The organism is Photobacterium nomapromontoriensis (assembly GCF_050336815.1).
Taxonomy (GTDB): Bacteria; Pseudomonadota; Gammaproteobacteria; order Enterobacterales; family Vibrionaceae; genus Photobacterium; species Photobacterium nomapromontoriensis.
Genome location: NZ_JAKJSL010000044.1, coordinates 48,949 through 75,901, shown reverse-complemented (window position 1 = coordinate 75,901; position 26,953 = coordinate 48,949). Strand labels below are relative to the sequence as shown.

The 26,953-nt window shown below is 48.7% G+C and carries 26 protein-coding genes; all 26 read right to left on the bottom strand.

Features of this window, described 5'->3' with window-relative positions:
* Positions 1 to 471: 471 nt before the first annotated feature.
* Complete coding sequence (fliR, locus tag L4D12_RS18890; RefSeq protein ID WP_428449384.1) at positions 472 to 1,254, bottom strand: flagellar biosynthetic protein FliR; 783 nt, start codon at positions 1,252 to 1,254, stop codon at positions 472 to 474.
* Between the two features lie 14 nt (positions 1,255 to 1,268).
* Entirely contained in the window at positions 1,269 to 1,538 is a 270-nt protein-coding gene (gene fliQ, locus L4D12_RS18885) for a flagellar biosynthesis protein FliQ (RefSeq protein WP_428449383.1), read from the bottom strand.
* A complete protein-coding gene (fliP, locus tag L4D12_RS18880; RefSeq protein WP_428449382.1) occupies positions 1,535 to 2,383 on the bottom strand; it encodes a flagellar type III secretion system pore protein FliP in 849 nt (282 codons plus the stop codon). Before fliP ends, fliQ begins: the two co-directional genes overlap by 4 nt.
* On the bottom strand, positions 2,380 to 2,709 hold the full coding sequence (gene fliO / locus L4D12_RS18875) for a flagellar biosynthetic protein FliO (RefSeq protein ID WP_428449381.1): 330 nt from the start codon (positions 2,707 to 2,709) through the stop codon (positions 2,380 to 2,382). Before fliO ends, fliP begins: the two co-directional genes overlap by 4 nt.
* A 1-nt stretch (position 2,710) precedes the next feature.
* Positions 2,711 to 3,103: a flagellar motor switch protein FliN gene (fliN, locus tag L4D12_RS18870; protein ID WP_428449380.1), complete on the bottom strand. Its 393-nt coding sequence runs from the start codon at positions 3,101 to 3,103 to the stop codon at positions 2,711 to 2,713.
* Between the two features lie 26 nt (positions 3,104 to 3,129).
* The gene (fliM, locus tag L4D12_RS18865; protein ID WP_428449379.1) at positions 3,130 to 4,182 is read right to left on the bottom strand and encodes a flagellar motor switch protein FliM; all 1,053 of its coding nucleotides are present in this window, start codon (positions 4,180 to 4,182) and stop codon (positions 3,130 to 3,132) included.
* 7 nt (positions 4,183 to 4,189) lie between these two features.
* Positions 4,190 to 4,678 (bottom strand): flagellar basal body-associated protein FliL, encoded by a 489-nt coding sequence (fliL, locus tag L4D12_RS18860; RefSeq protein ID WP_428449378.1) that lies wholly within the window; start codon positions 4,676 to 4,678, stop codon positions 4,190 to 4,192.
* A 72-nt stretch (positions 4,679 to 4,750) separates the two neighbouring features.
* Positions 4,751 to 6,520, bottom strand: a complete 1,770-nt coding sequence (locus tag L4D12_RS18855; protein ID WP_428449377.1) for a flagellar hook-length control protein FliK — start codon at positions 6,518 to 6,520, stop codon at positions 4,751 to 4,753.
* 89 nt (positions 6,521 to 6,609) lie between these two features.
* A complete protein-coding gene (fliJ, locus tag L4D12_RS18850) occupies positions 6,610 to 7,059 on the bottom strand; it encodes a flagellar export protein FliJ (RefSeq protein ID WP_428449376.1) in 450 nt (149 codons plus the stop codon).
* A gap of 220 nt (positions 7,060 to 7,279) precedes the next feature.
* Positions 7,280 to 8,599 (bottom strand): flagellar protein export ATPase FliI, encoded by a 1,320-nt coding sequence (gene fliI, locus L4D12_RS18845; RefSeq protein WP_428449375.1) that lies wholly within the window; start codon positions 8,597 to 8,599, stop codon positions 7,280 to 7,282.
* Positions 8,599 to 9,402, bottom strand: coding sequence for a flagellar assembly protein FliH (gene fliH / locus L4D12_RS18840; protein ID WP_428449374.1), 804 nt, complete (start codon positions 9,400 to 9,402; stop codon positions 8,599 to 8,601). The genes fliI and fliH overlap by 1 nt, the downstream gene beginning before the upstream one ends.
* Before the next feature lie 51 nt (positions 9,403 to 9,453).
* The gene (gene fliG, locus L4D12_RS18835) at positions 9,454 to 10,494 is read right to left on the bottom strand and encodes a flagellar motor switch protein FliG (protein ID WP_428449373.1); all 1,041 of its coding nucleotides are present in this window, start codon (positions 10,492 to 10,494) and stop codon (positions 9,454 to 9,456) included.
* Positions 10,487 to 12,235 (bottom strand): flagellar basal-body MS-ring/collar protein FliF, encoded by a 1,749-nt coding sequence (gene fliF, locus L4D12_RS18830; protein WP_428449372.1) that lies wholly within the window; start codon positions 12,233 to 12,235, stop codon positions 10,487 to 10,489. Before fliF ends, fliG begins: the two co-directional genes overlap by 8 nt.
* A 15-nt stretch (positions 12,236 to 12,250) precedes the next feature.
* Positions 12,251 to 12,562, bottom strand: coding sequence for a flagellar hook-basal body complex protein FliE (fliE, locus tag L4D12_RS18825; protein ID WP_428449371.1), 312 nt, complete (start codon positions 12,560 to 12,562; stop codon positions 12,251 to 12,253).
* Positions 12,563 to 12,651: 89 nt separating this feature from the next.
* Positions 12,652 to 14,055: a sigma-54-dependent transcriptional regulator gene (locus L4D12_RS18820; protein WP_428449370.1), complete on the bottom strand. Its 1,404-nt coding sequence runs from the start codon at positions 14,053 to 14,055 to the stop codon at positions 12,652 to 12,654.
* Positions 14,052 to 15,122 (bottom strand): sensor histidine kinase, encoded by a 1,071-nt coding sequence (locus L4D12_RS18815; protein WP_428449369.1) that lies wholly within the window; start codon positions 15,120 to 15,122, stop codon positions 14,052 to 14,054. Before L4D12_RS18815 ends, L4D12_RS18820 begins: the two co-directional genes overlap by 4 nt.
* A gap of 169 nt (positions 15,123 to 15,291) precedes the next feature.
* Positions 15,292 to 16,749, bottom strand: a complete 1,458-nt coding sequence (locus L4D12_RS18810; RefSeq protein WP_428449368.1) for a sigma-54 dependent transcriptional regulator — start codon at positions 16,747 to 16,749, stop codon at positions 15,292 to 15,294.
* A 358-nt stretch (positions 16,750 to 17,107) separates the two neighbouring features.
* Entirely contained in the window at positions 17,108 to 17,509 is a 402-nt protein-coding gene (fliS, locus tag L4D12_RS18805; protein ID WP_428449389.1) for a flagellar export chaperone FliS, read from the bottom strand.
* Between the two features lie 16 nt (positions 17,510 to 17,525).
* A complete protein-coding gene (locus L4D12_RS18800; protein ID WP_428449367.1) occupies positions 17,526 to 17,810 on the bottom strand; it encodes a flagellar rod protein FlaI in 285 nt (94 codons plus the stop codon).
* A gap of 66 nt (positions 17,811 to 17,876) precedes the next feature.
* Positions 17,877 to 19,259 carry a flagellar filament capping protein FliD gene (gene fliD, locus L4D12_RS18795; RefSeq protein WP_428449366.1) on the bottom strand — a complete coding sequence of 461 codons (1,383 nt, stop codon included), beginning with the start codon at positions 19,257 to 19,259 and terminating at the stop codon, positions 17,877 to 17,879.
* Between the two features lie 29 nt (positions 19,260 to 19,288).
* Positions 19,289 to 19,645: a flagellar protein FlaG gene (locus tag L4D12_RS18790; protein ID WP_428449365.1), complete on the bottom strand. Its 357-nt coding sequence runs from the start codon at positions 19,643 to 19,645 to the stop codon at positions 19,289 to 19,291.
* A gap of 159 nt (positions 19,646 to 19,804) precedes the next feature.
* The gene (locus L4D12_RS18785) at positions 19,805 to 20,938 is read right to left on the bottom strand and encodes a flagellin (RefSeq protein WP_428449364.1); all 1,134 of its coding nucleotides are present in this window, start codon (positions 20,936 to 20,938) and stop codon (positions 19,805 to 19,807) included.
* Positions 20,939 to 21,183: 245 nt separating this feature from the next.
* Complete coding sequence (locus L4D12_RS18780) at positions 21,184 to 22,323, bottom strand: flagellin (RefSeq protein WP_428449388.1); 1,140 nt, start codon at positions 22,321 to 22,323, stop codon at positions 21,184 to 21,186.
* Positions 22,324 to 22,622: 299 nt separating this feature from the next.
* Entirely contained in the window at positions 22,623 to 23,813 is a 1,191-nt protein-coding gene (gene flgL, locus L4D12_RS18775) for a flagellar hook-associated protein FlgL (protein ID WP_428449363.1), read from the bottom strand.
* A gap of 15 nt (positions 23,814 to 23,828) precedes the next feature.
* Positions 23,829 to 25,712 carry a flagellar hook-associated protein FlgK gene (gene flgK, locus L4D12_RS18770; RefSeq protein WP_428449362.1) on the bottom strand — a complete coding sequence of 628 codons (1,884 nt, stop codon included), beginning with the start codon at positions 25,710 to 25,712 and terminating at the stop codon, positions 23,829 to 23,831.
* A gap of 186 nt (positions 25,713 to 25,898) precedes the next feature.
* Entirely contained in the window at positions 25,899 to 26,924 is a 1,026-nt protein-coding gene (gene flgJ, locus L4D12_RS18765) for a flagellar assembly peptidoglycan hydrolase FlgJ (RefSeq protein WP_428449361.1), read from the bottom strand.
* Between the last annotated feature and the right edge of the window lie 29 nt (positions 26,925 to 26,953).

Genomic DNA, 26,953 nt, shown 5'->3' with positions numbered 1-26,953 from the left:
GGTCCTGTGGTCCTGTGGTCCTGTGGTCCTGTGGTCCTGTGGTCCTGTGGTCCTGTGGTCCTGTGGTCCTGTGGTCCTGTGGTCCTGTGGTCCTGTGGTCCTGTGGTCCTGTAAGCAGGCTCGAGGGACGAGGTTCTAGTGTCAAGAAAAATGCAGCTTCTTTTCGCTCTTCCCATAGGGCCGAGGACCACAGATCCGCTTTTGCTATTCCGCTCTTAACCCCATAGAACCTCAGGGCCGCTTTCCTCCATAGGACCACTCTTGCCCTTTCGCTTTTGCCCTTCCGCTCTTACTCGTCCCTAGAAACTCATCCCTGCTCTTCCTCAACACTCGTCCCTCGAACCCCGTTCCTAGATCTTGCTCTACCCATAGGGCCTCAGTACCTAGGACCGCTTTTGCTCTTCCGCTCTTCCTCGTCCCTCGAAACTAGCCCCTCAAATCTCACTACTCGCCCCTGCTCTTCCGCTCTTCTCAACAATCCACCCTGATCAAACTACAGATCTGGCTAAAACCTAACCCCCAGCTGTGTTCGTACTGCGGCATGATGCCTGCAACAAGAAACCAGCTGATTAACAGGCCGATCAACAAAGCAAACGAAAAACCCAGTGAAAAAATATTCAGCTGCGGCGCGGCACGGGTCATCACACCAAATGACAAGTTAACCGTCATCAATGCGATAATTCCGGCTAACGATATGTTGAGACCGAGCTTAAACATCAACCCAAACCAGCCCGCCAGATCATAATAATCACTCGGGCGTAGCATGGCCTCACCAATGGGCAGGGTCTTAAAACTTAATACAACCAGATTCAACATGGCCAAATGGCCGTCCGTAGCCAGAAATAACATCACTGACAACATCATATAAAACTGGCCGAGTACCGGCGTATTCTGACCGTTGGCCGGATCGACCATCGACGCAAAACCGATACTCGATTGCATACCGAGGATCTGCCCCACTAAGACGAAAATCTGGGTCACAAACTGGGTAACCAGCCCCATGGCTATGCCAATGATCACTTGCTGAACCCCAGTGACAAACCCCGCAAAGGAGAGCAGCTCAATCTCTTTAGTCACTTGCGGTAATACGGGCATGACGGCAAAGGTGATCGCCAATGACAAATACAATCGGATTTTAGCCGATACAAACCGGGCACCAAAAAAGGTCATTACCATCATCATCGATGAAATGCGGGTCAGCGGCCAAAAATAGTTCGCTATCCAGTCAAGTAACACTGTCGAGGTAACATTCATCGTGCCTTGCCGCCTCAGTACAACAACTGTGGGATCTGATCAATGATGCGATAAAAATAGTCCATCAACATCTGCGTCATCATATGGCCGAAAAACATCAGCGCCAGCAACGTGACAATCAGACGCGGTAGAAAGCTTAAGGTCTGTTCGTTGATCGATGTCGCCGCCTGAAAAACGGCGACCACTAAACCGATCAACAAACCGGGTATAACAATGGCACAGACCATCATCAGTACCATGTATAAGGCTTCCTGAAATATCTCAACAAACGATTCTGGAGTCATGTTCCAAAGCTCCCCGCCAAGGTCGATAAGATCAAGTTCCAGCCATCAACCAATACGAATAACATCAGCTTAAAGGGTAGTGAGACAATCATTGGCGACAACATCATCATACCCATGGCCATCAGTACCGAAGCGACCACCAGATCGATGATCAAAAATGGCAGGAACAACATAAAGCCTATCTGGAACGCGGTTTTAAGCTCTGACGTAACAAAGGCTGGGATCAAAACCGTCATTGGTACATTTTGTGGATCGGTCGCGGTAGAGCCTGACATGTTAACGAAGGTCTCGAGATCTTTCACCCGGGTCTGCTTGAGCATGAACTGACGCAGCGGCTCCTGAGCCAGTGACAACGCTTTGGTCGCGGTGATTTCCTCATTGATATAAGGCTGTACCGCATCGGTATTGATTTTATCAATCACCGGTGACATCACGAAAAAGGTCAGAAATAAGGCTATCCCGATAATCACTTGATTGGACGGTGTCTGCTGCAAGCCCATCGCCTGACGTAGAATGGACATCACAACCACTATTCGGGTAAACGATGTCATCAGGATAACTACCGCAGGCAAAAAACCCAACGCGGTCATCAGTGCTAGGATCTGCAAGGTAATCGAATAGTCTTCACTACCATCCGGATTCATGGTGACCGAGAACGCGGGGATGCCACTGCCACCGCCCTTGGTCAGCGTCATCTTGGTTGAGCCCGCTTCATTTTGCATTTCACTAAGGGTCACGCTCTGCTGTGCATCTGCCGTACCGATTGTGGTTTCAGCGAGCGCAGGAAATACCATCAAGAGCGAAAAAGCCGCCAAAATGGCGGCAATGATATGATTTTTTATCATTTTTTCTTCAAGAGCTTACTCAGTTGGAGAGCAAATTCGCCACCAGCTTGCCCCTCATCCATAGAGATTGATTTGTCCAACTTACCCAGCAATGAAATATTCTGTTGAGTCACCCCTACCAGCATCTGCTCATCACCAACTTGTAACAGTACAATTCGTTCACGTTGTCCAACGGGTAATTGGCGAAGAATACGAATGGCACTATCTCCGCCTTGAATACCCGGTAGCTTCATGCGTTTTAATAGCCAGGCCAGTAATACGATGACCACTAACACCAGCATCAAAGAGGCCAGTGTTGTCGCAATGTTCAATTCAGGAGCCGCCATCTTAGCGTAGCTTCTTAATACGTTCAGTCTGGCTGATCACATCCGTCAAACGGATACCAAACTTATCGTTGACCACAACCACTTCACCATGTGCAATCAAGGTGCCATTGACCATAACATCCAATGACTCGCCTGCAACCCGATCAAGCTCAACCACCGACCCTTGATTCAACTGAAGCAGGTTACGAATACTGATCTGAGTACGGCCAACTTCCATCGAGATAGTCACCGGAATATCAAGAATGGCATCAAGCTTACGGCGCTCATCTTCACCAAACGGTGTAGAGTCATCCGTCAATTCTTCCAGTGGCGCGACCATTGGTCCCTCATCACTCGCCTGCTCAGCCAGTGCTGCGGCCCAATCATCCGCAATTTGTTGATCATTTTGAGACATTTTTCTACCTTTCGCTGTCTGTGATCTTAATCATTTTTGTCTTCATTGTGGAGATTCAACAATGCCGTACCTAACTCATCCCGATCGAGAAAAGCCAAATCGCTTTTCACCATATCTGGACGTTTCAGTTTTTCTATTATTTTCAAAGCGATATTATCACCGGACTGACCCATTTTGGCGCGGTATGTGGGTAAGTCTTCAACAAACACGGTCGCGGATTCTGGCATATTAATCGGGATCACATCACCGGTTTGCAGCTCCATAAGATCGCGTAGAGTCAAATCAACATCCAATAACTTGGCACGTAGATTCACCGGCACATCCATGATTTCATCCCGCAGTGCTTTGCTCCAACGCACATCCGTATCCATTTTGTCACTCTGGACACCTGCATCAAGCAATTCACGGATCGGCTCCACCATGGAATACGGCATAACCACATGAAAATCACCACCACCACCGTCAACTTCAATATGAAATGAACTGACAACAATGACTTCGGTCGGGCTGACAATGTTCGCCATGGTTGGGTTCACTTCTGAGTCGAGGTATTCAAACTCAACCCCCATGACTGGCGACCATGATTCACGGTAGTCTTCAAACACTAACTTCAGCAGCATTTGTACGATACGGCGCTCAGTCGGGGTAAATTCACGCCCTTCAATCTTGGCGTGGAAACGTCCATCTCCACCAAAGAAGTTCTCTACCAAGATAAAGACCAGACGGGCTTCCATGGTGATCAATGCCGTGCCTTTCAGCGGACGGAATCGCACCATGTTCAAACTTGTCGGTACATACAGGGTATTTTGATACTCACCAAATTTGAGCATCTGTACCCCGTTAATGGAGACTTCGGCCGTTTTGCGCAGCATATTAAACAAGCTGATACGCATATGACGGGCAAAACGCTCGTTGATCAGCTCAAGGGTGGGCATTCGCCCACGTACGATCCGATCTTGTGATGAGAAATCAAACGAAATAACACCCGCTTCGCTTTGACCACCATCATCCTCATCATCGACATCATCGACCCCGTGTAACAGGGCATCGATTTCATCTTGGGTTAATAAGTCACTCACATTAATCCTATTGCATTACAAAACCAGTGAACAGGACCCGTTCAGCTACCTGACGGCCTGAGACTTTCATTAACGCATTTTGTACCGCCGACAACGCTTGCTGGCGGAGATCGCTCCTGCCCGTCGGGGTTCTCAACTGCTCTACCGTCGCTGCCGCAAAAGTTTGCAGCAGCGTACTTTCAATCAATGGCACATGCTCATTCGCCGTTGCTTCATCACGTTCACCGCGCACCAGTAACTGTACCTGTACCTGTACCAGCCGATCACGCTTATCGCCTGTCACATTGAAGACAAATGGCTGAGGGATGAGGACATAATAAGCCGATTGGATAGCCGCTGATTGTTCAGCTGCTTTGGCGGCGGCTGCCTCTTCTTGCTTAGGCTTATCACCCAGCATCAACCACGCACCCACACCACCACCGGCGAGCAACACAACAGCCAACACCATGATAATAACTAGTTTTTTCTTGCTGCCATTACTTGATTCACCAGCCATTGACCCTGCTCCCTTTTACAAATTTATTTCTATAGCAGCCAGTTTACCAGACTCGCTCTCTAGGCATATAGCCTATGCATAATAATCGACGCCATTTTTTGCTGGATTAAGCCAGATATCCATCGGTTGCACCCCATGAAAATCCGCGGACTCAGATGTTTGATCCGAGGCTGCCCCCTGACGACTTGCTGACTGATCGCCACCTTGACCACCCTGCTGCTGAGACTGTCCCGCAAACTGGCGACTGCTGTCTTGGTGTACCGAACTTTGAGCCAATTGCAGTCCTTGCTGATGAAGCAGCTCTCTGAGCCTTGGCATGGCTTGCTCGACCAGATCACGGGTTTGTTGATTCCCCACCGTAAATTGGACACTCGCCTGATCATTATTGACCGTCAACTTGATCTGTAAGCGGCCAAGCTCAGGGGGATCAAGACGAATGTCGACATGTTTGAGATTTTTAGACATCATCATCTGCATGCGATCTGCCAATGCATCACCTGCCTTTTCATGATTAAGCTGAAGCGGCGGCTGGTTATTCGCTTGCGCGGCCTCGTTGATCTTTGCTTGCAGCGAATGCAATGGTGATGAGGTTACCGCTGCCGAACTTATCGTCGCTGAATCAACACTGGTACTGTCGCTAGGTTGCGTATCATCTGCCAGTAACGTCGATGCCGCCAGGTCTGTCGTCAGCGCGGCAGGTATAATCGGAGTACCTTCTGGCACATCAGCAGCGCTCATCATCGAGGCCATGGCATCAGAAGCAAGCCCCATAGACTGAGGGCTGGTTGGATTCTGTAGTGGAACGTCAGTACCAAACACCGATAAGGGCGTGTGCTGGAATGCTGTCGGCTGACTGGCCATACTGCCCGCAGGAGCGATTGTTGCAGATTTCATCCCCGCCCCATCCGCGATACCTTTTCCATCAATAAACAGCGAGCTATCAACGGCTCCGTTGTGGTTACCGATTATTGACAAATCAATAGACTCACCCGCTGCCATTTGCCCGGTTACTGGCGGTGCTTGCTCTTGCTCTGACGCTAATTCCGCTGGCGTCACAGATTGGCTCGATGGACCAAATAATTGAGCCAACTGAGCATCGTTCAAACCAGTCTCACTCGCGCTGCCTTCCGCTTTTTCCTTCGTCTTTGGCTCAAACTGCGGCAAACTATTGCCATCTGCCGATGCTTTATCATCCATCACATTATCAACAACCGAAGGTGTGGCTAACTGTCGGTTATATACACTCAGCTGCTGCAGCAGTTCTTCACCATCACTCATCACTTCTTGGTTAGTTTTTTTTGATTGTGACTCAGTGACAAGCGTGTCTGTGTCAATCTCACCGTCTTGTAACTGGCCTGATGCTAGCTCTGATTGAGAGGGTGAACCTTGAGAGGGCTGATCTGCTCCCCCCTCGGGTTGATCACTAGCCGATGCATCGTCATTCCCCCCAAGAACATGATGGTTGGACTCAGGCTGGTGATGATGGATTGGCGTTGCACCCTCAAGCGCTCCCTTGTGGCCATCAACTTGCTCTGATGCCTCTGATTGTTCCGGATCCGATTTGGCGGCCACCGTCGATACGGCTTCGCGCGGGGATGCCGCCTTGTGCGGATGCTCAACCCTTTCTGCTGCGGTATGGCTGGAATCAGTCTGCTGGTGAGAGGCTGTGTGCTTCGTCGTGCTTGCTGTCTGTCGCCGCTCTGTTACTTTCTCTAGCGTCTCAGAAAAAACACCCGATGTGTCGCGCAAGGCATCGGGATGACGATCCGCCCGTTTCGGCGCCGCGCTTGGCTGAGGGCTCGCTCCTAATGATTCTGAGATGAATAAATGCGGTGACAACATAATGACTCTTGCAGCTGATTGATCGGTATTCTCGAAGTTAATGCAAAAATCACACCATGATCAAATTCAGGATGGTCGAATGATAATAATCAACGCTGTGAGAGGTGTCGGCGAGCGAATTGGAGGGTGGCAAATTCATCCATCATTTTCTGCTCTTGGCGATCAAGATGGCGCTGACGCTCCGTTTTCTTTTTCTCCAACAGCCATTCAATAGAGCGGCGTTTTTTACGTACTTCATTCCAATAATCACTGCACTGTTCAACTTGGTAGTCAAACTGAGCCCCTGCCTGGCGCTGCTTCACCAGGGTTTCATCTAACTGGTTAAGAAACTTCTGCAAATGGCCATAAGCACTGGCCGTTAAGCCCTGCTGGCCACGCTCTGACAGCTGGCGGCAATAGTCCAGTCGATATTGTTCAATTTGCTGCAACTGCTGTGCGTAATTTTCACGCTCAATACGTGCCTGATTCAGGGCTAATGATGCCTGATGCTCATCATCGATTGCTCGCTCAAGGATCAGTTGTAATGCGGGATCGGACATGGTTTTTCCAGTAACAGTTAGCTTAAGAGCCCAAAGATGGGGGACGTAGGGGCGAGTTTTGAGATTTTAGGGACTAGGGAAAGCAGGGCGGAGGAAGAGCGAAAAAGCAAAAGCAATTTCGGTTTATTCGAGGGGCGAGTGAAACTCGCCTTCTGCTCTTCCTAGTCCCTCGTCCCTGCTTTTCTCGAAACTCGCCTTCTGCTCTTCCTCGTCCCTCTAACTATCCCCCTAAAATCGAACGCAACATATTCACGCACATATCATAAGGTACCGATTCCTTCATCGTCTGCTGAAGGTAACCGTCCAGCCGAGGCTTAAAGGTAAAGGCCTGATCTATCGCCTGATCGGTGCCTGGTTTATACGCTCCAATCGAAACCAGATCCTGATTTTTCCGGCAGATAGATAATATTTGCCTGACCGCTTTCGACATCAGCATGTGCTCTTCACTGACAATCGCGGGCATGACTCGACTCACCGAACGTTCAACATCAATCGCCGGATAATGACCCGCATCAGCCATCTCACGAGATAACACGATATGACCATCAAGGATCGCACGTGATGCATCCGCTATCGGGTCTTGCAAGTCATCACCTTCGGTTAGCACGGTAAAAAAGGCGGTGATCGAGCCTTGATTCTCATTACCGTTCCCGGCCCGTTCAACCAGTGCAGGAAGCTTGGCAAATACCGAGGGCGGATAGCCTTTTGTTGCAGGCGGCTCACCAACTGAAAGGGCAATTTCACGCTGGGCCTGGGCAAATCGTGTTAGCGAGTCCATCAGCAGCAACACATCCAACCCCTGATCCCGAAAATATTCGGCAATGGTCAAGGCAGTCTGGCAGCCTTTTAGTCGCATTAGCGGTGAGGCATCCGCCGGGGCGGCGACGACCACCGCACGCTGGCGACCTTCATGGCCTAAGATTTCATCAATAAATTCTTTTACTTCTCGACCCCGCTCACCGATCAGCCCGACCACCACCACTTGAGCGGTTGTACCGCGGGTCATCATGCCCAAGGTCACGGATTTACCGACACCAGAACCGGCAAACAATCCGATACGCTGACCTTTGCCGACGGTCAATAGACCGTTGATGGCTTTAAGCCCGACATCGAGCGGCTCTTTGATAGGCTTACGGGCTAACGGGTTAATCGGTTCAGCCGTGAAAGACGCACGCTGTGCGGTGTAAATGTCGCCTAAGCCATCCAGCGGGTTACCCACGCCGTCGATAACCCTACCCAGCAATTCCATACCGACCGACAAGCCGGCAGCATTAAGGACGGGAGTTACCCGCGCGCCAGGCATTACCCCACTCAATTGCTCACTGGGCATGAGAAAGAGAATCTCGCCGGAAAAGCCGACCACCTCCGCTTCCATTTCTCCATTCAGGGTTTCAACCCGGCATAAACTGCCAACTGGTGCTCGACAACCGATGGCCTCGAGCGTCAGTCCAACCACCCTGACTAACTTGCCAGAAGCAATCGGACGACAAGCGGTATTCTGGGTTTGATAACGGGAAAGGCGCTCTGCCAGATTCGCCATTACGACGCTCCAGCAGAATGCTGGCGATTGAGGCCACTGAATTGCTCAAGCAAGTGTCGAATCCGCTCTTCCATCCGAAAATCCACGGTCGACTCGCCAGACTGAACATAGAGATCGCCCCGATTCATTGCGGGCTCAGCTTGTAGTGTCCACTTACGCTCGGCAAGACTGTCTTCACCATAAGCTTGCTTAACCAGCTCTAAATCGTCCGGCTGTAACTGGATAGTCACCGGTTGACCGGCAATCGGCAGTGCTGAAACTGCTTCACGTAACGTATTGAGGATAACTTGGTTGTTAGTTTTCAACTCCACCTGGATCAGCTCTCGGGTTAACCCCGTTACCAATCGAATCAACTGTTGTTCAACCTCACTATCAACCTGCTGCAATGGGGTGGCCATTTTTTCAACCAGCTGAGTCAGGAACCCCACTTGTTCGTTGATCTGCTCTTGGCCTTGTTCCAGTCCTTGCGCCAAACCTTGTTCTAGCCCTTGCTGAGTACCTTGCTCTAAGCCTTCAGTGGTACCTTGCGCTAAGCCTTCGCTGTGACCAGCCTCTCGACCCTCTGCAAATCCTTCTTCATAAGCCGAGGCGCGAATTTCTTCTAAATCCGCGGCGGTGAGAGGCGGAGGCCCCTGCTCTTGCTCTTCTTCAAGCTCCTCCACTTGCCAGTTCGGATCATAATTCAGCGCATTATCCGTAGCAAAGTCACTCTCATCGCTATAATCCGGGTAAGCCCAGCGTTCAAGCTCTTGGGCCTGATGTTCACTGACCCGCAAGAATCCCCGGCGGCGTTCATTTGACATAACACACTCGATTCAGCATTAAATTGATATATAGACCATTATAGGAATTCATCATAGGAATTCATCCGCACCGCCCCCAGTCAGCATCAGCTCACCGGCGTCGGCTAAGCGACGGGCTATAGACAGAATTTCCTTCTGAGCCGCTTCAACATCTGCCACTCGAATAGGCCCCATCGCCTCGAGGTCATCTTGCAACATTTCAGCGGCACGCTTAGACATATTGCGGAGAATTTTCTCACGTAGCAGGTCGTCAGCTCCTTTAAGGGCCTTCTGCAGCAGATCCTGAGGTACATCGCGTAGCAGCGTTTGAATACCGCGGTCATCGACTTCTGCTAAGTTATCAAAGACAAACATCAGGTCTTCAATCTGCGTCGCCATGTCTTCATCATTATCACGGATCTGATCCATCAACAGCCCCTCAACATTGTTGTCGAGGTAGTTCATGATTTCTGCTGCTGCCTTCAAGCCGCCAATTTTCGCTGCCTGAGCACCCGCCTGACCCGCAAACTGTTTCTCCATAATGTCATTCAATTCATGCAATGCCGCTGGCTGAACTTCTTCTAGGTTGGCAATACGCATCATCAGATCGAGACGGACCCGCTCAGGGAACTGAGCCAGAATTTCGGCTGACTGTTCTGGCTCAAGGTAAGACAGGACAATGGTCTGGATCTGCGGGTGCTCATTGAGAATAATGCTCGCTACCTGACGCGGATCCATCCATTTCAGCGAATCAAGACCCCGTGAGCCACTGCCCATCAAGATCTGATCTACCAGGTTATTGGCCTTGTCTTCACCCAGTGCGGCAATCAATGTATTACGGACAAAGTCTTCACTGCCCATGCCGATACTGGTGTATTTTTGAATATCTTCGAGAAAATGCCGGTGTACCGCCGATACTTTCTCCTGACTAAGATCCGTCATCGAGGCCATCACGCCGCCCACTCGCTGAACCTGTTTCGGTTCGAGGTGGCGAATAATGCTGGCAGCATCTTGTTCATTGAGGCTAAGCAGCAGGATCGCGGCTTTGTCCGCGCCTGTTAGCGTTGTCAGATCAAATTTCTTTGCTTCTGTAGTTGCGACATCATTAGCCATCTTCGTTTACCCAACTTTTCACGACCTGTGCGGCCAGATCTGGCTCGTTAGCCACCAAGGCACGGACCGCTTTCAACAAATCTTCATCTTTATGCAGGTTAGGCAAATCCAGGCTACTACTACTGATCTCCAAAGCATCGATACCATCAAGCTCTGAACCAATAAGATCAACGCCATTGCTGCCATGAGCCAACATCGGTAAACCATGTTCATCCAGTGGCGTGCCATCAGAAGCCTGGTTCGGATATAGCAATTTGCGCATTGCCGGACGAACCATAACCAGCATGATCACAACAATCACCAAGGCAGCGGCTAACCAGCGTACCCACGTATTAAAGTTTGGATGATCCCAAATAGGCAAATCGACAATCTTTTGTTGCTCTGGCACGGCAAACGGTACTGAAATCACTTCTAGTATATCGCCACGCCCCTCTGAGTAGCCCACCCCGCCTTTTAATAAGCGACTAATTTTAGTCAGCTCGGCGTCACTTAACGGTACCCGGGTTTGCTCTCCCGTTTTTGGATCCACGACGGGCTTATAATCAATGGCAACAGAAACGGTTTGCCGTTGTACCGTCCCGGTTTGCGCCCGTTTATGACGAATCGTGGTATCGAGCTCAAAGTTACGGGTCGACTCACGGTGCACCGAACCATCATTGGAGCCTTTGCCCGATTGCAGCTCGGCGATATCCTGTGGTATTGAACTATCGGCTGGCGGTTGGTTACTCAACGCACCTGGAATACCTGCAACTATATTGCCATTATTGTAGTCTTCAAGTGTGTACTCACTGCGAGTCGCTGGCGTCGCGGGATCATACTGTTTACGCGTTTCTTCGACCGCACTGAAGTCCATCGAGACATCAACCTGTGAGGTGAAGTTACCCAACCCCAGTACAGGGATCAGGATCGCATCAATTTTGTCCCGCAGTGCTTGCTCTTGTTTGCGCTCCAGCTCGTACTCTTTACGCTGAGCCGTTGCACTTGGATCTTCGGTGCCAGAACTGAGCAGTCGACCATGCTGATCGGTGACAGTTACCCGCGTTGGCTTCAAGCCAGGTACGGCGGTGGCGACCATATCAACGATTGAATCAACCTCTTGCTGACCCAGTGCAGCGGCAGAGCCCAATGTCAGAAATACTGTCGCTGAAGCCTCTTGGTTATGGCGAACAAAGACACTTTGCTTGGGCATGGCCAGCAATACCTGCGCCTTGCGTACCTGGCGGATTTGCTCAATGGCTCGCGCCAATTGCCGTTCTCGGCTTAGCTTTAGACGTTCTTGCTCAAGCCGTTGTGATACACCAAAGCCCATATCCTGCAATAGGATATCATCGCCTTCATCCGTTTCCTGATTAAGCCCCGCACGCGTCATTTCAAGTTTAATGGATGGATATTGATCCGCAGGTACTCGAATCGTATTACCGTCAAGAGTGTAAGGAATTTGTTTTTGATCAAAATGATCTAAGATTGGGATCAACTCTGCCGTTTCAAATGTTCCTAGCGGACGCATTTCCGGCTCTTTGATCCACGAAATAACAAGCACAATCAAGGCGACACAGATTGCCACTGACAGCACAAGGATCACCTGACGAAGCAAATCCAGATTGCCCAGCATGCTATCAACACGTGACGCACTCTTCTCTTCAGCATCAGGGTGCTTCAGTTCGAGATCGCTGTCTGCCAATGCGGGAGCGGATGCACTGCCTGAGACGGCAAGCTCGTTGTTAGTTGAAGGATCGGACACTCAGTTATTCCTGCATTAGACCGGCATATTCATTAATTCTTTATATGCTTCGACCATTTTATTACGCACTTGTACTGTCGCCTCAAAAGCGACGCTGGATTTATTACGGGCGATCATAACATCAGACAAGGATACACTGCGATCACCCTGATCAAAACGGGTCGCTAACTCACCAGATTGTGACTGAAGACCATTGACGGATTTGATAGCATCACCCAATAGCGCACCAAAATCAGCACTAACCTGCTGCCCCGTTGCTGGCCGAGAGGCACTGCTGGCTTCCAGCTTCATGGCTTGTAACTCTGCCTGAAGTCCATTTACATTCATAACGCTCTCCCACCGGTCAAAATAGTATCACTGCAATATATTGATATGTATTGCATCAGTATGACTGACATTTTTCATTTATATGATTGTTAAACTGGGATATCGATTCCAGCATCACGCATTTTGGCTAATTTATAACGCAGTGTGCGAGGGCTAATGCCTAATTTTTCAGCAACATCTTTACGCCGTCCCTCACAGGCACGAATGGTGTCTAGAATAATCGAAAACTCTTGCTCTCGCAGCTCATTTCCTAACCCGTCAACGGCTGATAGTGGCTGGACCACGCCGGCTTCGGTTTCATGTACTGGCGCGAGCTCGGGGGCAACCGCCTGCTCAACCGCTTGCTGAAAACTCCCAGCATCCAACCAATCCGTTCCCTCCAGCAAAATATCACACGCCGTGATTTGCTGACCATTACAGAGGATCAGTGCTCGCTGGATCACGTTGTCCAATTCTCGAACATTACCCGGCCAAGCATACTGCTTTAACTTCAGCTGTGCATCGGTACCCACCTTAGGTACTGGCAGGCCTTGCTTCATGCAATGGCGCTCAAGCAAGTAATGCGAAAGTGGGGAAATATCACCAGGTCGCTCAGCAAGTGCCGGCCACACTAATGGAAAAACATTCAGGCGATAATACAAATCTTCGCGGAAATGCCCTGCCGCTACATATTGTTTAAGATCACGGTTACTGGTTGCCAGTACCCGAAGATCCAGCTTGATACTCTTACGGCTCCCCAGTCGTTCGACTTCATGCTCTTGCAGTACCCGCAACAGTTTCGCCTGCAAGTTCAAGTCCATCTCACTGATTTCATCAAGTAAGATAGTACCGCCCTGCGCCTGCTCAAACTTCCCTGGGCATGCCTGCACAGCCCCGGTAAATGCACCTTTCTCGTAACCGAACAGGGTGGCTTCCAACATGTTATCGGGAATAGCCGCACAGTTAATGGCCACAAACGGACCATCTCGACGTGTCGAGTGGCTATGAATATAGCGGGACATCACCTCTTTACCGGATCCACTTGGCCCCAGCACCATGACACTGGCATCGGTCTTAGCCACTTTTTCCGCTAATGCCAACAGCTTGAGAGATTTCTCATCCGCCACTATCGCCTGACCCGACTCAACTTTGGCCGGGGCATAACGACTGATCATATTCAGCAGCACTTCAGGTGCAAAGGGTTTTGCCATGTAATCAACGGCTCCCTCTTTCATTGCAGAGACAGCATCTTCAATATTGGCATAGGCGGTCATCAGTAACACCGGGAGCTTTGGCCAATGCTGCTTAATGCTGCGCAATAGTCCTAGCCCATCCATCCCCGCCATTTGAACATCAGTCACGACGATGTCGACACTCTGGGATTTCAGGATCAACAATGCATGCTCAGCGCTTTCCGCTTCCAGCCATTGATAACCCGCCAATGCAAGAGTATCGACTAAGGCTTCACGTAGCCCTTCATCATCCTCTACAACCAAGACGCGGCTTGGGTTCATGGTGTCACTCCTGTCGTTATTGATTGCTCTTCAGCATGCGGTATCGCTAGGCTCAAAGGATTCTCTGCCAGCGGCAGGATTAAAGTGAAACAAGCCCCCTCTCCCAATGCTGACGCTAAGATCAAGCGGCCTTTATGGGCATTGACCACCATTTGCACAACAGCCAAGCCAAGCCCGGTACCTTGTTGACGGGTCGTAAAAAATGGCTCTAATATTTTGTGCTGCATATCTGCGGCGATACCGGGCCCGTTATCGCTTACCGCGAGATGGATGTGGTCGCCTTGCTGCTGCACGCTCACTGCGACTTGGCACTGCTTACCCGCCATCTGAATCGCATTGGTAATCAAGTTACTAAGCGCACTTGCCAGCGCATTGGCATTACCCAGTATTTCCAGCGCTTCATCATCGCAATCAATACTAAAATCAACCTGGTTGGTGATAATTTGGGCTTCAACCATCTGCTCTAGTTCATTGAGCAAGATTTCAAGACTAAAGCGTTCAATGACTTTGTTATCCCCCCCTTTGGCAAACAGCAGCATATCATTAACCTGCTTTTCCAAATCGTGAAGTCGGTCAACTAGCTTACTCTGAAACCGCTCGCGGGTCGGAACTGTCAAATTGGGCGAGGCTAAGTTAGCAGCATACAGCATTGCACTGGACAGCGGTGTTCGAACTTGATGCGCTAATGAGGCTACCATTTTACCCAGCGAAGACAGGCGCTGCATTTCACTGATCCGGGACTGCAACAAACGGGTTTCAGTCATATCGGTAATAAAAATTAGCTGGCCACTCGCAGAGGCCGATATGGCTAACTTTACCCGTCGACCATTACGCAGTGAGACTTCATGTCCATCATCTTCGCGCGGGGAAAAAGCGCGTTGAATAACTTCAAACCAACGAATACCCTCTAGGGGCTCACCAAGCAGACGATGAGCCTCAGGATTTGCCTCACGGACAATACCTGTAGAATCGAGGAAAATCACCCCCGATGGCATCACATCTAATGCTTGCTGATACCGTGCTACTTGCTCAGGCAATGTGCCTAATAAAGAATGATTGTCACCCATGCGAACCCTGATAAGTCAATGTAACTGCCAACACACATAATGCCTAGTTTCAATATAAAGCATATTTTGTGCCAACAAAAAATCAACATTATCATATGGTTGACTATTTCTGATGGGATATTGACGACGTCAATAAATCGACGCCGTCAATAATATATAGATCTGCTGATTATCGAAGTGCTTCTTTACTTAGTCCGTACTTTCGCATTTTTTCGACAAGTGTCGTACGCCGCATGCCCAGCATATCTGCGGCACGTGCGACAACACTCCCTTGAGCATCAAGGGCTTGCCGGATCATACCCACTTCAAGATCGGCAAGCATCTCCTTGAGGTTCACCCCTTCAGGAGGCAAGTCACTGAACATAGCACTGTCATCAGCGACGTCGGAATTGAAAGCAAACATATCAGCCAATGCCTCACGCTCTTGCTCTTCGAGTGACAAGACATTTTCGTCCGGCTGAAACGTCGGTAAATCACTGTATCGGTACTTAACGGGCAGATGGTGTACATCCACCATTTCATTTGGATAAAGGATGATCAAACGTTCAATCAAATTCGCTAACTCACGAATATTCCCCGGCCAATCATGCTCCATTAATGAGGTAATAGCCCGTGGTGTGAAATACACCGGGTTCGCCCCTTCCGCTTCTAATCGAGCAAGTAATTCTTGCAATAACAACGGGATATCTTCAATTCGGTCTCGCAGTGCAGGCATTTCTATCGGAAAAACATTCAAACGATAGTAAAGATCTTCACGGAACAAATTGTCTTTGATCATGCCATCGAGGTTACGATGCGTTGCTGCCACAATGCGGACATTTGTTTTAATGGTCTCGCTGCCACCCACTCGCTCGAAACACCGCTCCTGCAGGACACGAAGTAACTTAACCTGCATCGACATCGGCATATCACCGATCTCATCAAGGAACAATGTGCCGCCATCTGCAAGTTCAAACCGCCCTTTACGCGCTGATATTGCGCCGGTAAACGCACCTTTCTCGTGACCAAATAGCTCACTCTCGAGTAAGTCGGGAGGAATCGCCCCACAGTTTACCGGTACAAACGGCCCTTTACCCCGTGATGAGTGATAGTGAATATTCCGGGCAACCACTTCTTTACCTGTCCCCGATTCACCCAGAATCAATACACTGGCGTCTGTTGTCGCCACTTGTTCAATGAGGTGTCGAATGTGACTAATCGCATTACTGCGCCCAACCATGCTTCGAAACAGCGTATTTTTACGGCCTACTTGAGGAACCTGTAGCGCACGCTTGCCTAAATATTCCTGACAATGACGCAATGCTTCAATCATCGGACTGTAACTGATTGGCAGTTCCAGACTGCCTACATAGTTTGGCAAATTCGCCAACTCGCTATCGTAGGCTGTCAAGGCGATGACGGGAATATAATGATGTATGCGTAAAAAATCAAGAATACGATTGAGTGCGTGACCCGTACTGATATTACCCAGTAAACAGGCACTCCATTCATTTTCCCAAAGCGTACTATCAACCTCTGAAGCGGATAATACTTGATGCGATTCACCCACAAAATTTAAAATAACACTGAGATCATGGCGGTGCTGCGGGTCATCATCAATTACGAGGGTTTTTGCTAAAGCTTGCATAGGAACGATATTGCCTGCCGTTATAGGTATTTTGGTTCGATGGTTTTACATCATAAAGACAGTGCAAATGACGCTATAACACAGCCCTTTGTAATGTACTGAAATTACAGTAACCTGATTAACCAAATTAATGCATATCAACGCGAATCACCAGCCACCTCAAAACGCTGTCTCTGGTGTTATTAGCACATACAATTATTCAATTTGGTACGACATTGTAATAAAAGCACGCAAGAAGGCAACTGGGGACAGACAAAAGCTGTGACCCCAGTACAAAGGAAGATGAAAACGATGGATTTTATGATGCGTTTTTGTACATATCTCGGAGCAAGATCCCGCTATTAGCCGAAAATGTCACTTAACCAAGCTGAGTCATATTGTGATATTCCGCTGGAATTTGATCCCAGGCAGACTTAATCTCACGCAGCATGCCAATTACATCATCAAGCGGCTCAGTCACATTTTCCTGATTCGCTTTATAGATCTGCTGGATCATGAAGTCATACAAGGCATCTAGATTAGCCGCAATCTCACCGCCGTCTTCCATTGATAAGCATGTGCGCAGACTGATCACGATATCTAATGCCTTACCAATACGCTCACCTTTGACCGCGACTGAACCTTGTTCCATCGCCGCTTTACCCTGGATTAAACGCTCAATGGCACCCGCCATTAACATCGATATCACCCGGTGAGGCGAAGCGGATGTTAACTGACTGTCCACCGAAACGCGTTTATAAGCCTGAAGCGAACCTCTCATTGCCATTTTTATTAACCTATCGAAATTTATTATACATTTGCAACGAGCGCTGCCCGTGCACAAGCCTTTGCACTTGGCTCGCCGACCTATCACGATGATAGTGGATCCGCTCAAGTAACATCGACGTACGTTCTATTGCCTGCTGCCATTGCGCTCTATCTATGCGCGCTGGTTCAGACCGAAGTTGCTCAAGCACAAGCTCTCGATGTGATAGAAGCTGCTGTAGCTGGCTCCCGTCAATCTCTGTGTCATCAGCTAATAACGCATCGATCTGCTGATCAATGTGTTCCAAATTTTGCATCCAGTCCCCCATTTACGAAGCACTTCAATGTTCTGCCAGCCACTACATAACCACGAAAAAAAAGACTCATGACGGCATCATACTCATCATTGAGCTCAGCTGACTTTTCATTTGCCCCATGGCACTGTCCATCGCGGTAAACTGATCATGCGTCCGCTTTTTCACACTCTCCATCCGGCGGTCAAGCTCGCTCTGCTCTTTGTTCAAATCAGAGACCTGTTCATTAAGACTGTCTTGGCGCCCCTTGATGCTGCCAGTGATCCCGGTATAGGCATGAATTAAATCTTCAACTTTATGCGCAAAACCATCGCGACTGCTAAAGAATGTACCGACATCAGCAAAGTTATGGTTTAACTGACGATCCAGAATATCGTAATCAATTTCTAAGCGCCCCGACATGGTTGATGTCACCCCAAGCTCGCTGAGCGTTTTAATGGACTTTGGCGCATCTTCAACCGGGTTAGAAAACGCAGCACGCAGCTGATTATCGACCGAGCGGATAATGCTATCTCCGACTAGCGGCCCTTTTTCTTGTGTTTCAGGATCAAACTTACTGAGCTCTTGGGAGACATCGTGAAACTGGTTGTAGGCATTAACAAATTTCTCTATCGCACCACCCACCGCATTGCGATCATAGGCGACATCGACAGTCACGGGCTTTGCCGGCTTCCCCTCTTTGTTATCGTCAGCCAACGCTAACAAATTCAAATCAACCCCATTAATGGCATCTTTTATGGTATTGGTGTCGCTGGTGACCACCGCTAGCCCATCAATCAAGACTTTGGCATCTTCTGCCGGCTGCATTTCAGTCATGGAATTGATGTCGTTATTGGGGTTAAAACCAAATTTTTGCAATGTGCTGGTCATCGGCGCCTCCACCCGAACACCGATTTTGTTTTGCTCACCACTTTTATCTGCGGTAAGCACTAACCGAGTCCCCACATCGTCTTTGATGATAGAGGCCATCACGCCGTTATTTGAGGGGTGACGATTGATCAACCGGACGACATCCGTCATTTCACTTTCATTTTCTGGAATGTCGACGGCGAATTTATTATTGCCTAAAGAAAGGGTGAGTTTCCCCGCACCTAGCTTTTGCTCAGCATCAAAGGTACCGGAAACTATTTTGTGTGATTGGGCCAGTTGTTCGATCTTGACACTGTATTTACCAGGGATCGCGTCATGATTAGCCGTAGCCGTCAAAACATTGACGTTATCACTGGTAACAGTACGTGCAGAAAGGGTATGGTTGCGACGGAAATCTGACATCATGTATTTCATGTCATCCAGCGAGGCTTTCAACTTACCGTAAGCACTGATGCTAACATCAATATTCTCACGCTGCTGAGTGATCCGCGCTTCTTTTGGGGCCCGCTCCGCTGTAACGATCGAATTAACCATACTGTTAATATCAAGACCAGATGCGGTAGCTGATGCACCTATATTCATGAAATACCTCAAGTAAACCTATAAGAGGCCTAGACTTTCGTCGTTAGCAGCCCCCCTGAGTGTGTGGTCAGTTGGCGAGATAGTGCCAACATATCTTCATCAGGGATCTGACGCACTACATCACCAGTACGCTTATCGTAAATGGTGACAATATTCTTGCCAGACTCTTCATCAATACGAAATGCTAGTCCTTTATTCAACGTAGAGCCGACAAATTCTTCAATACGCTGAACCACTTTTTCCAGCTCTTCCCGTTGCAGCTGATGTTGCTTATCCACATTAGCGGTTTGCTCAATACGACGGACATCTGTCCTATTATCGTAACTTGAGTGATTCGACTGATGCTGGGATGAAGAGGCAACAACTGTCCCCTTTGAATGATTCATTACTTCATTAGCAACATTTGTGCCAACAAGGGGTTGTGTTCCAAAAGATGAACCATGAGGGGGAAGTGAAGACGTAGAAACCGGTTTGACATCCATATTCTGTCACCTTCTGACAGCGTTAAGCGGCAAGAGATGATTCCCTTACCGCTTGTACGACGATTAACCTAGAAGGCTTAATGCAGCCTGTGGTGCTTGTTTTGCCTGAGCAAGAATTGACGTAGAAGCCTGAGACAGGATCTGGTTCTTGGTCATATTCGTGGTTTCTTTCGCAAAGTCTGTATCACGGATGCGACTATTAGAAGCCGATACGTTTTCGTTTACGTTATTCAGGTTATTGATAGTGTGGTTCAGACGGTTCTGAGACGCACCCAAATCTGCACGGTCTGAATCGATTTGCTTCAGTGCGTTATCCAATACCGCAACCGCCTGCTGTGAACCACCGACAGTGGTCACATCAAGTTGCTGAACAGAAGTACTTGTCGTACTTGATGCAGCCAGACCTAATGTTGTCTGTAGTGTACCTGATGCCGTAATTGGCTCTGAAGTATCAGAAACCAGCTGCAGAGAAAGACTACCATCGTCGTTCTTCGCAACAGATGCGTTTACATTATCAACGGCACCGTTAATTTTTGTCGCGAGCTCTTCAATATCATCGCCTTTTTTAACACCCACATCTTTACCGTTGATTGTAAGTGTCTGAGCTGCTGTCTCATCAGTACCATCCAGCTTCTTGCCGACTTCCCAGTCAGAGCCCGCTTTAGCGGTACCTACCATGGTATTACTGCTCATCGCATCTGCACGCAGATTGCTCATAGAAAGCTGTACCGCTTCACCAGAGTCAGCACCTACCTGAATAGAGCGGCTACCAAACGTACCGTTGATCAGCTTTGTACCACCAAACGATGTGGTTTCTGCGATACGGTTCAATTCATCAGTTAGTGCCGTTACTTCTTGCTGAATAGCAACACGGTCATCTTTTGAGTTCGCACCGTTTGAAGATTGTAGAGACAAGTCACGCATACGCTGTAGGATGCTGGTACTTTCCTGCATTGAACCTTCAGCTGTCTGCGCCATTGAGATACCGTCGTTGGCGTTACGTACCGCAACATCAAGGCCACGGCTTTGTGTCATCAAACGGTTAGAGATCTGAAGACCAGCGGCATCGTCTTTGGCACTGTTGATCTTGCTACCTGTTGCCAAGCGCTCCATTGATTTTGCTGTCGCGTCAGTCGCCTGACCTAAGTAGCGCTGAGCGGTCATTGCAGAAACGTTAGTGTTTACTGTAACTGCCATAATGTATCTCCTTGTGTATTCAAAATGGCTTGACCAGCCCAGCCGGAAAAACCTTATTATTATCTTTACATGGTTTGTAACGGCATGGTTTGAAAAACCTTTAAGATTTTTTTTAGAAAAATTTTAAATACGACTAAAATACGTCCAAAACAGTAAAACGAAAAACGGCAAGAGGTTGCCCCCTTGCCGTTTTCTTGCTCGTTCGTTGCAGTCATCCCGCAACGTTAGCACCTATAACTAAACTATTATTGCAGCAAACTCATCGCCGCCTGCGGTACTTGTTTCGCTTGGGCTAAAATCGACGTACTGGCTTGCTGTAGGATCTGATTCTTTGTCATTTCCGTGGTTTCTTTAGCAAAATCAGTATCGCGAATACGGCTATTTGATTCAGACACGTTCTCAGAGACATTCGCCAAGTTGTTAATCGTATGACCAAGACGGTTCTGTTTCGCACCTAAATCTGCACGCTGGCTATCAATGTATTTAAGCGCGGCATCGATAATACCGACAGCTTGTTGTGCACCGCCAACAGTTTTCACATCAATATCTTGTACTGTTGTGTTGGCACTCTTATCCCCAGCCGTCAAAATGGCTGTGGCCGCACTGGCCGGATCATTACGATCCGCTAAACCCGTATTGGCAATCACGGTTTTAGATGAAATTTCTACCGGCCCCTGTTCGGAAAACAGCTGCAATTCGCCCTTTTCACTGACGGAAGCGGAAACACGATTGTTCTGACCATTGATACGAGTAGCAACCTCTTCAATGTCATCGCCATCGACCAGATCAATCACCACTTCATTTTTTGGATCAGCCTTATCACCGACGAAAAAGGCGACTTTATCACCTGCGGCAGCTTGCCAGTCAGGCGTTGCCTGACCACCGCCCACCACCATTTGACCGCCCATACGCGTATCATCAGCACGAACACTGGTGATTCCCATAATGATGGCTTCACCAGAATCCGCACCAATCTGGAAAGCCGCTTCGCCAAACGTACCGTTCAGCAACTTACGGCCACCGAAAGAGGTGGTTTCAGCGATTCGGTTAAGCTCATCCTGAAGTGCGCCGACCTCTTGCTGAATAGCGTCACGATCATCGTCTGAGTTGGCACCATTCGATGATTGCAAGGACAAATCACGCATGCGCTGCAAAATACTGGTTGATTCCTGCATTGCACCTTCCGCTGTTTGAGCGATAGAGATGCCGTCATTTGCATTACGCATTGCCACGTTCAAACCACGAGTCTGTGCGACCAAGCGATTTGAAATTTGTAGACCCGCTGCATCGTCCTTAGCACTGTTGATCTTACTACCCGTCGATAAGCGTTCCATCGACGTATTCAAATCACTTGTTGCTTTGCCCAGGTAACGCTGCGCAGTCATGGCAGACACGTTGGTGTTTACTGTTACACCCATTTTGCTCTCCTTTGACTTTCGCCATGCGGCGAAACAGCCTACCCGCAACAGTCAGTATAAAAGACAGTGAAGCGGGGCCAGCTATAATATTAATTTTTGGCAATGATGTTGCCACCAAGCCTTACTTTGCAAACTCCATGCCACAAATCAAACTATTTTAAATCAAAAGGTTAGATCTTAATTTGTGGCAATTTTATAAAAAGTGGCAACCCGATGCCTATGCGGCTGACGAAATTTGCCGTTTTATATTCTTTGGGTCTTCCTATTTAAATATAATTAAATAGATTTAAATCTTTGGTTTTGGCAAACGCCTGTTGCGACGCCTGTAACGCCATCATATTTTCATTGAGATCAATCACTGCGCTGGCATAATCCAGATCTTCCAGGGTGCCTCGAGACTCGCTCATCACGATCCTAAAATCCTTATGCATATCTTCTTGACGGTCTAATGTCTGCAACCGCGTACCAATTTCTGATCTCACTCGGTTGGTGTGCTTGAAACCTTCAGACAGCTCTGCAGCCACTTGGTGTAGTTCTGCGGTTGCCGAAGCATCAGAGACATCGCTGTCAGAGAGTTCAATACCCCGACGAAATGCATCAAAAATATTGACCTTGTCTTGCCGCGATAGATCAATGGTATCGCCATCTTTAATTTCACCTTCAACGGCAATATTCAACGAGTTAAACTGAATACCCTTACTGGGGTCAAACGCCGCACTACTTACCAAGGTGTCATTCTGATACAGCTCATAAGCCGTCCCTGTTGGTGACGTTGAAAAACTCACTCGGTAGGCAGACTGATCAGCATTGTTGGTATTGGTTGCTTGCGACAACAACAGTAGTGATCCGCTTTGTAAATGATAATCCGGTTGATAATCACCAAAAGGATTCGACACGTCCATAAACAGCTTGTCGCCAGCATCATTGACGGGAACCTCTATCGCTGGCGCGACTTGGGCCATTCGCTGGTAGCTGTCACCGGAGTATGTCACCTCACCATTGTTATCTCGGAAAAATGGCTGTGTACTGTATCGATTACCGGCAAAAACGTAATTCCCGGACTCATCCTGACTGTTCGCCAGATTGATAAACGAATCAAACAGGCCCTGCATATCTTGTTTATGGGCGATACGATCATCGCCAGACAATGAGCCATTGACCATTAACATCGATTTGCGTTTAGCGTCATCGAGCAAGTTTTCAACTTCTGCAATGGCGGTTTCTTCGTTATTTAACCGGTTTCGCGCCAATGTGATAGTTTTAATCGATTGGTCAATCTGCGTATTTTGCTGATCAAAATTCTGGATATAAATTGAGGCCACAGGATCATCACCGGCGGTAAGCAATCGCTTACCAGAGGCCAATTGTTCCTGATTCTCCGCCACTTTTGCTTGTTGGCGGTTCATATCATTCGTTACTGACTGGTAGTTATGGAAGCTGGCAATACGGCTGATCATAATTATTCAGTCTCCTTAGCGGGATGCGTTAAGCAAGGTATCGAACGTTTCATTCGCTACCGTCATGATGCGTGATGACGCCATATAAGCCTGCTGAAATTTCATCATATTCGCGGCTTCTTCATCAAGGTTCACCCCGGAAATCTCAGCCACTCGGCTCGATGCCGCTTCTTTCTCAACCTGCCCCACATCCTGTAAGCGAGACGCCGACGCTTTCTGGGTACCAATTTCAGTATTCAGCCCCTGGTAGACATCAATCATGGTCGATCGCCCGTCATCCATCACTTTCTTAGCCTGTAAATCCTGCATCCGAAGCAAATTGCCGTTATCACCATCAGCTGGCATCAAGTTTACCGCAAAGACGTCGCCACCACTGGCACCACGACTCAGGGTAAAACCGGTACCATTTACTGTCACCTCACCCACGGGTGGATACGCAGCCGGTGGCTGCAATATGTTGCCTTTCATATCCAATACGGCATATTGATTAGCGTCTGGCGAGATCGCTACCTGAAACTCGGTTAAATGACCCCGTTGGGTAACGTTGAAATCGGCATTACCTTGAACATGACTGGCCGAGCTAAGATAACTTTGCGCGGCAATATTCGATGGATCAGTCATTGCCACACGGATATCCCCCGCCCCAGTGCGGGTCGGCCGCAATACAATGTGCTCCCCTGCTCGCATCGGCGCGTCCATTTCAACGCGGAACCCGTCAATGGAGAAAGCAGCGGGATCGCCGCTCGGAATCACCTTCTGGCGGGTACCATCTGGCAGTGACAGCGTGTGCTGACTACCATCAAATTTTAAATCATACTCACCGGTTTTTAGCGCACTGAGATCGTCGATATATACCTTAAGATCAGCCGTTGATCCCGCAGGCAGCATGACTCGCGAAGCCGCAAGTGCCGGATCATTAATGTCACGAAACATATCTTGGCCAACCTGACCGTTCAAATCCATGCCTTGCTGCTGCAGCTTATTAATGGAATGCGAAAAGCCAAGCGCAATTCGCCCCATCTCATCCATCGCCTGTGGCAACGTTTCATCGCGGAACTGAAACAAGGCCGCCATTTTGCCGCCAATCCCATCATTACGGATCGTCTTCAAAGACTTGCCTTCAACAATGGCCAGCTGGGTCTGCTGCGGATCAGGCTTACCATTGACCATTCGCAACTCACTGGCTTCGGTACCCGATACCAGCGTGTGGCCACTACCGATCATGATGTTGAAACTCTCATCATTCTTACGTGTTACGGTGACCTTGGTGTATTCAGACAGTTCATTAATCAGAGCCTGATGACGGTCAAGCAAATCATTGTCATGCCCTGACGCTGGCGTTTTCACCAATGCTTTATGAACATCGACCAGCTCTTTCGCTATATCATTGACCCGGTTCAGCGTCCGAGACAGCACTTCATTGGTCTCTGATTTCTGGCGAGAAAGCACATCATAATTTTCGTTGAGCCCAGCCGCCACCAGCTTGGCTTTTTCTAAAACAACTTTGCGGGAACCAATATCATTGGGAGTATCAGACATGGCTTTCACTGCGTCATACCAGCTATTCATGTCTTCAGGAATTTTCTTGGCGCTATTGGATAACATATCATCGAGCCGTCCGAGCTGACCGTTCCGCTCTGAGGCATAACTGAGATTAGTGGTCGTCAGGTTGAGCTCATTAGTGGCAAATTGGTCATACCCACGGCGAACTTCTGCCGCATGCACCCCCGTTCCGTACTGACTGCCCCCCCACCAAATAGGATCGTTGCTTTCCTGCACGACAGACTGACGGCTATACCCTTCGGTATTAACGTTGTTAATGTTATGGCTGGTGGTATTAAGCTGCCGCTGCGCGGTCAGCACACCTTGCGAGCCCATATTGAGCAAGTCAAACGCCATGAAGCCTCCAGGCTGTAGGGGGAATAAATACAATCACTGCTGTTTTATATGCAAAATACGTTCCAATAGATGATCGCGAGGTAATCTATTCATTTAACTATATTTAATCAAGGGAGGGGCAAGGGCTTGCCGGAACAATGCTAGGGGTAGTAAACGATAAGGCCCCTGAGACTAGGGCCTACCGTTTTATTTCATATAACCTTTTACTGCTTCCATGACACTGATGATCTTATCGACATATTTAGGGTCAGTCGCATAGCCTGCCTGATGAATATTTCGAATAAACTGACTCGGATCAGCAGGGTGCTCTAACGCCTTACTATAACGAGGGTTATCGTTAAGAAAACGCACATAATCATTAAAACTGTCTTGGTAGGTATCGTAAGAGCGAAAAGCCGCTTTTTCTTGCACCGGGATCCCTTGATGAAACTCTAGGGTGTTAGTCGCAACCTTAGCGCCTGACCAACGGGGATCGGCCTTTATATTGAACAGGTTATTACTCGAACCCGCTGCATTTTTAATCACCTTTTGTCCCCAGCCGGTTTCCAAAGCCGCTTGCGCTATCAATACGGAAGGATCGGTTCCCAATGCCTGTGCCGCTTTTTCAGCGTAAGGCTTCAAACGCGAGACAAAATCTTTCGGTGAGCCGAAGCCTTGTTCAGTACTCGTCGGGGTCAGTGGCGCGCTGCCACCCATCGCCAACGTTTGTTGTTGATTGAGATAACGCTGCTTAAGCATCAGTTTATAGGCATCCTCTGATGCCTTGGCGGCAGGCGTTGCATCAACAGGAAGTTTAAGCGGTGCATCATTGAAAATTTGGCGGACTATCAATTCATCCGCGGCACGCCCCTCCGACTTAGCTGTCGTCGACTGGGGATCGGCCGGCTTGGCCTCTTTCTCTTTGGGCTCGATCGCCCCACCAAGCTGCTGAACAATCAAATCAGCTAAGCCCAAAGACCCCGTTGAGCTCAGTTCACTGGCCAACTGCTCATCGTGCATCTGCTCAAAGAACTTACTATTACTGCTACTCATCAGATCCGATTCAAACGCTTCATTGGCCTGACGCATTGATTTAAACAACATCTGAGTGAAGATCGCTTCAAACTGCTGGGCGGCCGCACGTAGCGACTTCGCTTCATCTTCACCGATCCCAGCACGAAGCCGATCAAGACCAGCAAGATCATTTATAAAACCCGGCGATGTTGTTTTCATAAAACCTCACGTATCGGAGACATCATGCA

Excerpts from the sequence above, each read along its gene's own strand:
- fliI (WP_428449375.1), bottom strand. The coding sequence starts at position 8,599 with ATGGCGAATCTGGCAGAGCGCCTTTCCCGTTATCAAACCCAGAATACC.
- L4D12_RS18820 (WP_428449370.1), bottom strand. The coding sequence starts at position 14,055 with ATGAACCCAAGCCGCGTCTTGGTTGTAGAGGATGATGAAGGGCTACGT.
- fliN (WP_428449380.1), bottom strand. The coding sequence starts at position 3,103 with ATGTCTCAAAATGATCAACAAATTGCGGATGATTGGGCCGCAGCACTG.
- fliQ (WP_428449383.1), bottom strand. The coding sequence starts at position 1,538 with ATGACTCCAGAATCGTTTGTTGAGATATTTCAGGAAGCCTTATACATG.
- L4D12_RS18790 (WP_428449365.1), bottom strand. The coding sequence starts at position 19,645 with ATGAATCATTCAAAGGGGACAGTTGTTGCCTCTTCATCCCAGCATCAG.
- L4D12_RS18800 (WP_428449367.1), bottom strand. The coding sequence starts at position 17,810 with ATGCAAAATTTGGAACACATTGATCAGCAGATCGATGCGTTATTAGCT.
- L4D12_RS18810 (WP_428449368.1), bottom strand. The coding sequence starts at position 16,749 with ATGCAAGCTTTAGCAAAAACCCTCGTAATTGATGATGACCCGCAGCAC.
- fliJ (WP_428449376.1), bottom strand. The coding sequence starts at position 7,059 with ATGTCCGATCCCGCATTACAACTGATCCTTGAGCGAGCAATCGATGAT.
- fliG (WP_428449373.1), bottom strand. The coding sequence starts at position 10,494 with ATGGCTAATGATGTCGCAACTACAGAAGCAAAGAAATTTGATCTGACA.
- fliP (WP_428449382.1), bottom strand. The coding sequence starts at position 2,383 with ATGATAAAAAATCATATCATTGCCGCCATTTTGGCGGCTTTTTCGCTC.
- L4D12_RS18780 (WP_428449388.1), bottom strand. The coding sequence starts at position 22,323 with ATGACTGCGCAGCGTTACCTGGGCAAAGCAACAAGTGATTTGAATACG.
- fliD (WP_428449366.1), bottom strand. The coding sequence starts at position 19,259 with ATGAATATAGGTGCATCAGCTACCGCATCTGGTCTTGATATTAACAGT.
- fliH (WP_428449374.1), bottom strand. The coding sequence starts at position 9,402 with ATGTCAAATGAACGCCGCCGGGGATTCTTGCGGGTCAGTGAACATCAG.
- fliL (WP_428449378.1), bottom strand. The coding sequence starts at position 4,678 with ATGGCTGGTGAATCAAGTAATGGCAGCAAGAAAAAACTAGTTATTATC.
- flgJ (WP_428449361.1), bottom strand. The coding sequence starts at position 26,924 with ATGAAAACAACATCGCCGGGTTTTATAAATGATCTTGCTGGTCTTGAT.
- fliR (WP_428449384.1), bottom strand. The coding sequence starts at position 1,254 with ATGAATGTTACCTCGACAGTGTTACTTGACTGGATAGCGAACTATTTT.
- L4D12_RS18785 (WP_428449364.1), bottom strand. The coding sequence starts at position 20,938 with ATGGCAGTTACAGTAAACACTAACGTTTCTGCAATGACCGCTCAGCGC.
- fliO (WP_428449381.1), bottom strand. The coding sequence starts at position 2,709 with ATGGCGGCTCCTGAATTGAACATTGCGACAACACTGGCCTCTTTGATG.
- flgL (WP_428449363.1), bottom strand. The coding sequence starts at position 23,813 with ATGATCAGCCGTATTGCCAGCTTCCATAACTACCAGTCAGTAACGAAT.
- fliS (WP_428449389.1), bottom strand. The coding sequence starts at position 17,509 with ATGAGAGGTTCGCTTCAGGCTTATAAACGCGTTTCGGTGGACAGTCAG.
- L4D12_RS18815 (WP_428449369.1), bottom strand. The coding sequence starts at position 15,122 with ATGGGTGACAATCATTCTTTATTAGGCACATTGCCTGAGCAAGTAGCA.
- fliE (WP_428449371.1), bottom strand. The coding sequence starts at position 12,562 with ATGAATGTAAATGGACTTCAGGCAGAGTTACAAGCCATGAAGCTGGAA.
- L4D12_RS18855 (WP_428449377.1), bottom strand. The coding sequence starts at position 6,520 with ATGTTGTCACCGCATTTATTCATCTCAGAATCATTAGGAGCGAGCCCT.
- flgK (WP_428449362.1), bottom strand. The coding sequence starts at position 25,712 with ATGGCGTTTGACTTGCTCAATATGGGCTCGCAAGGTGTGCTGACCGCG.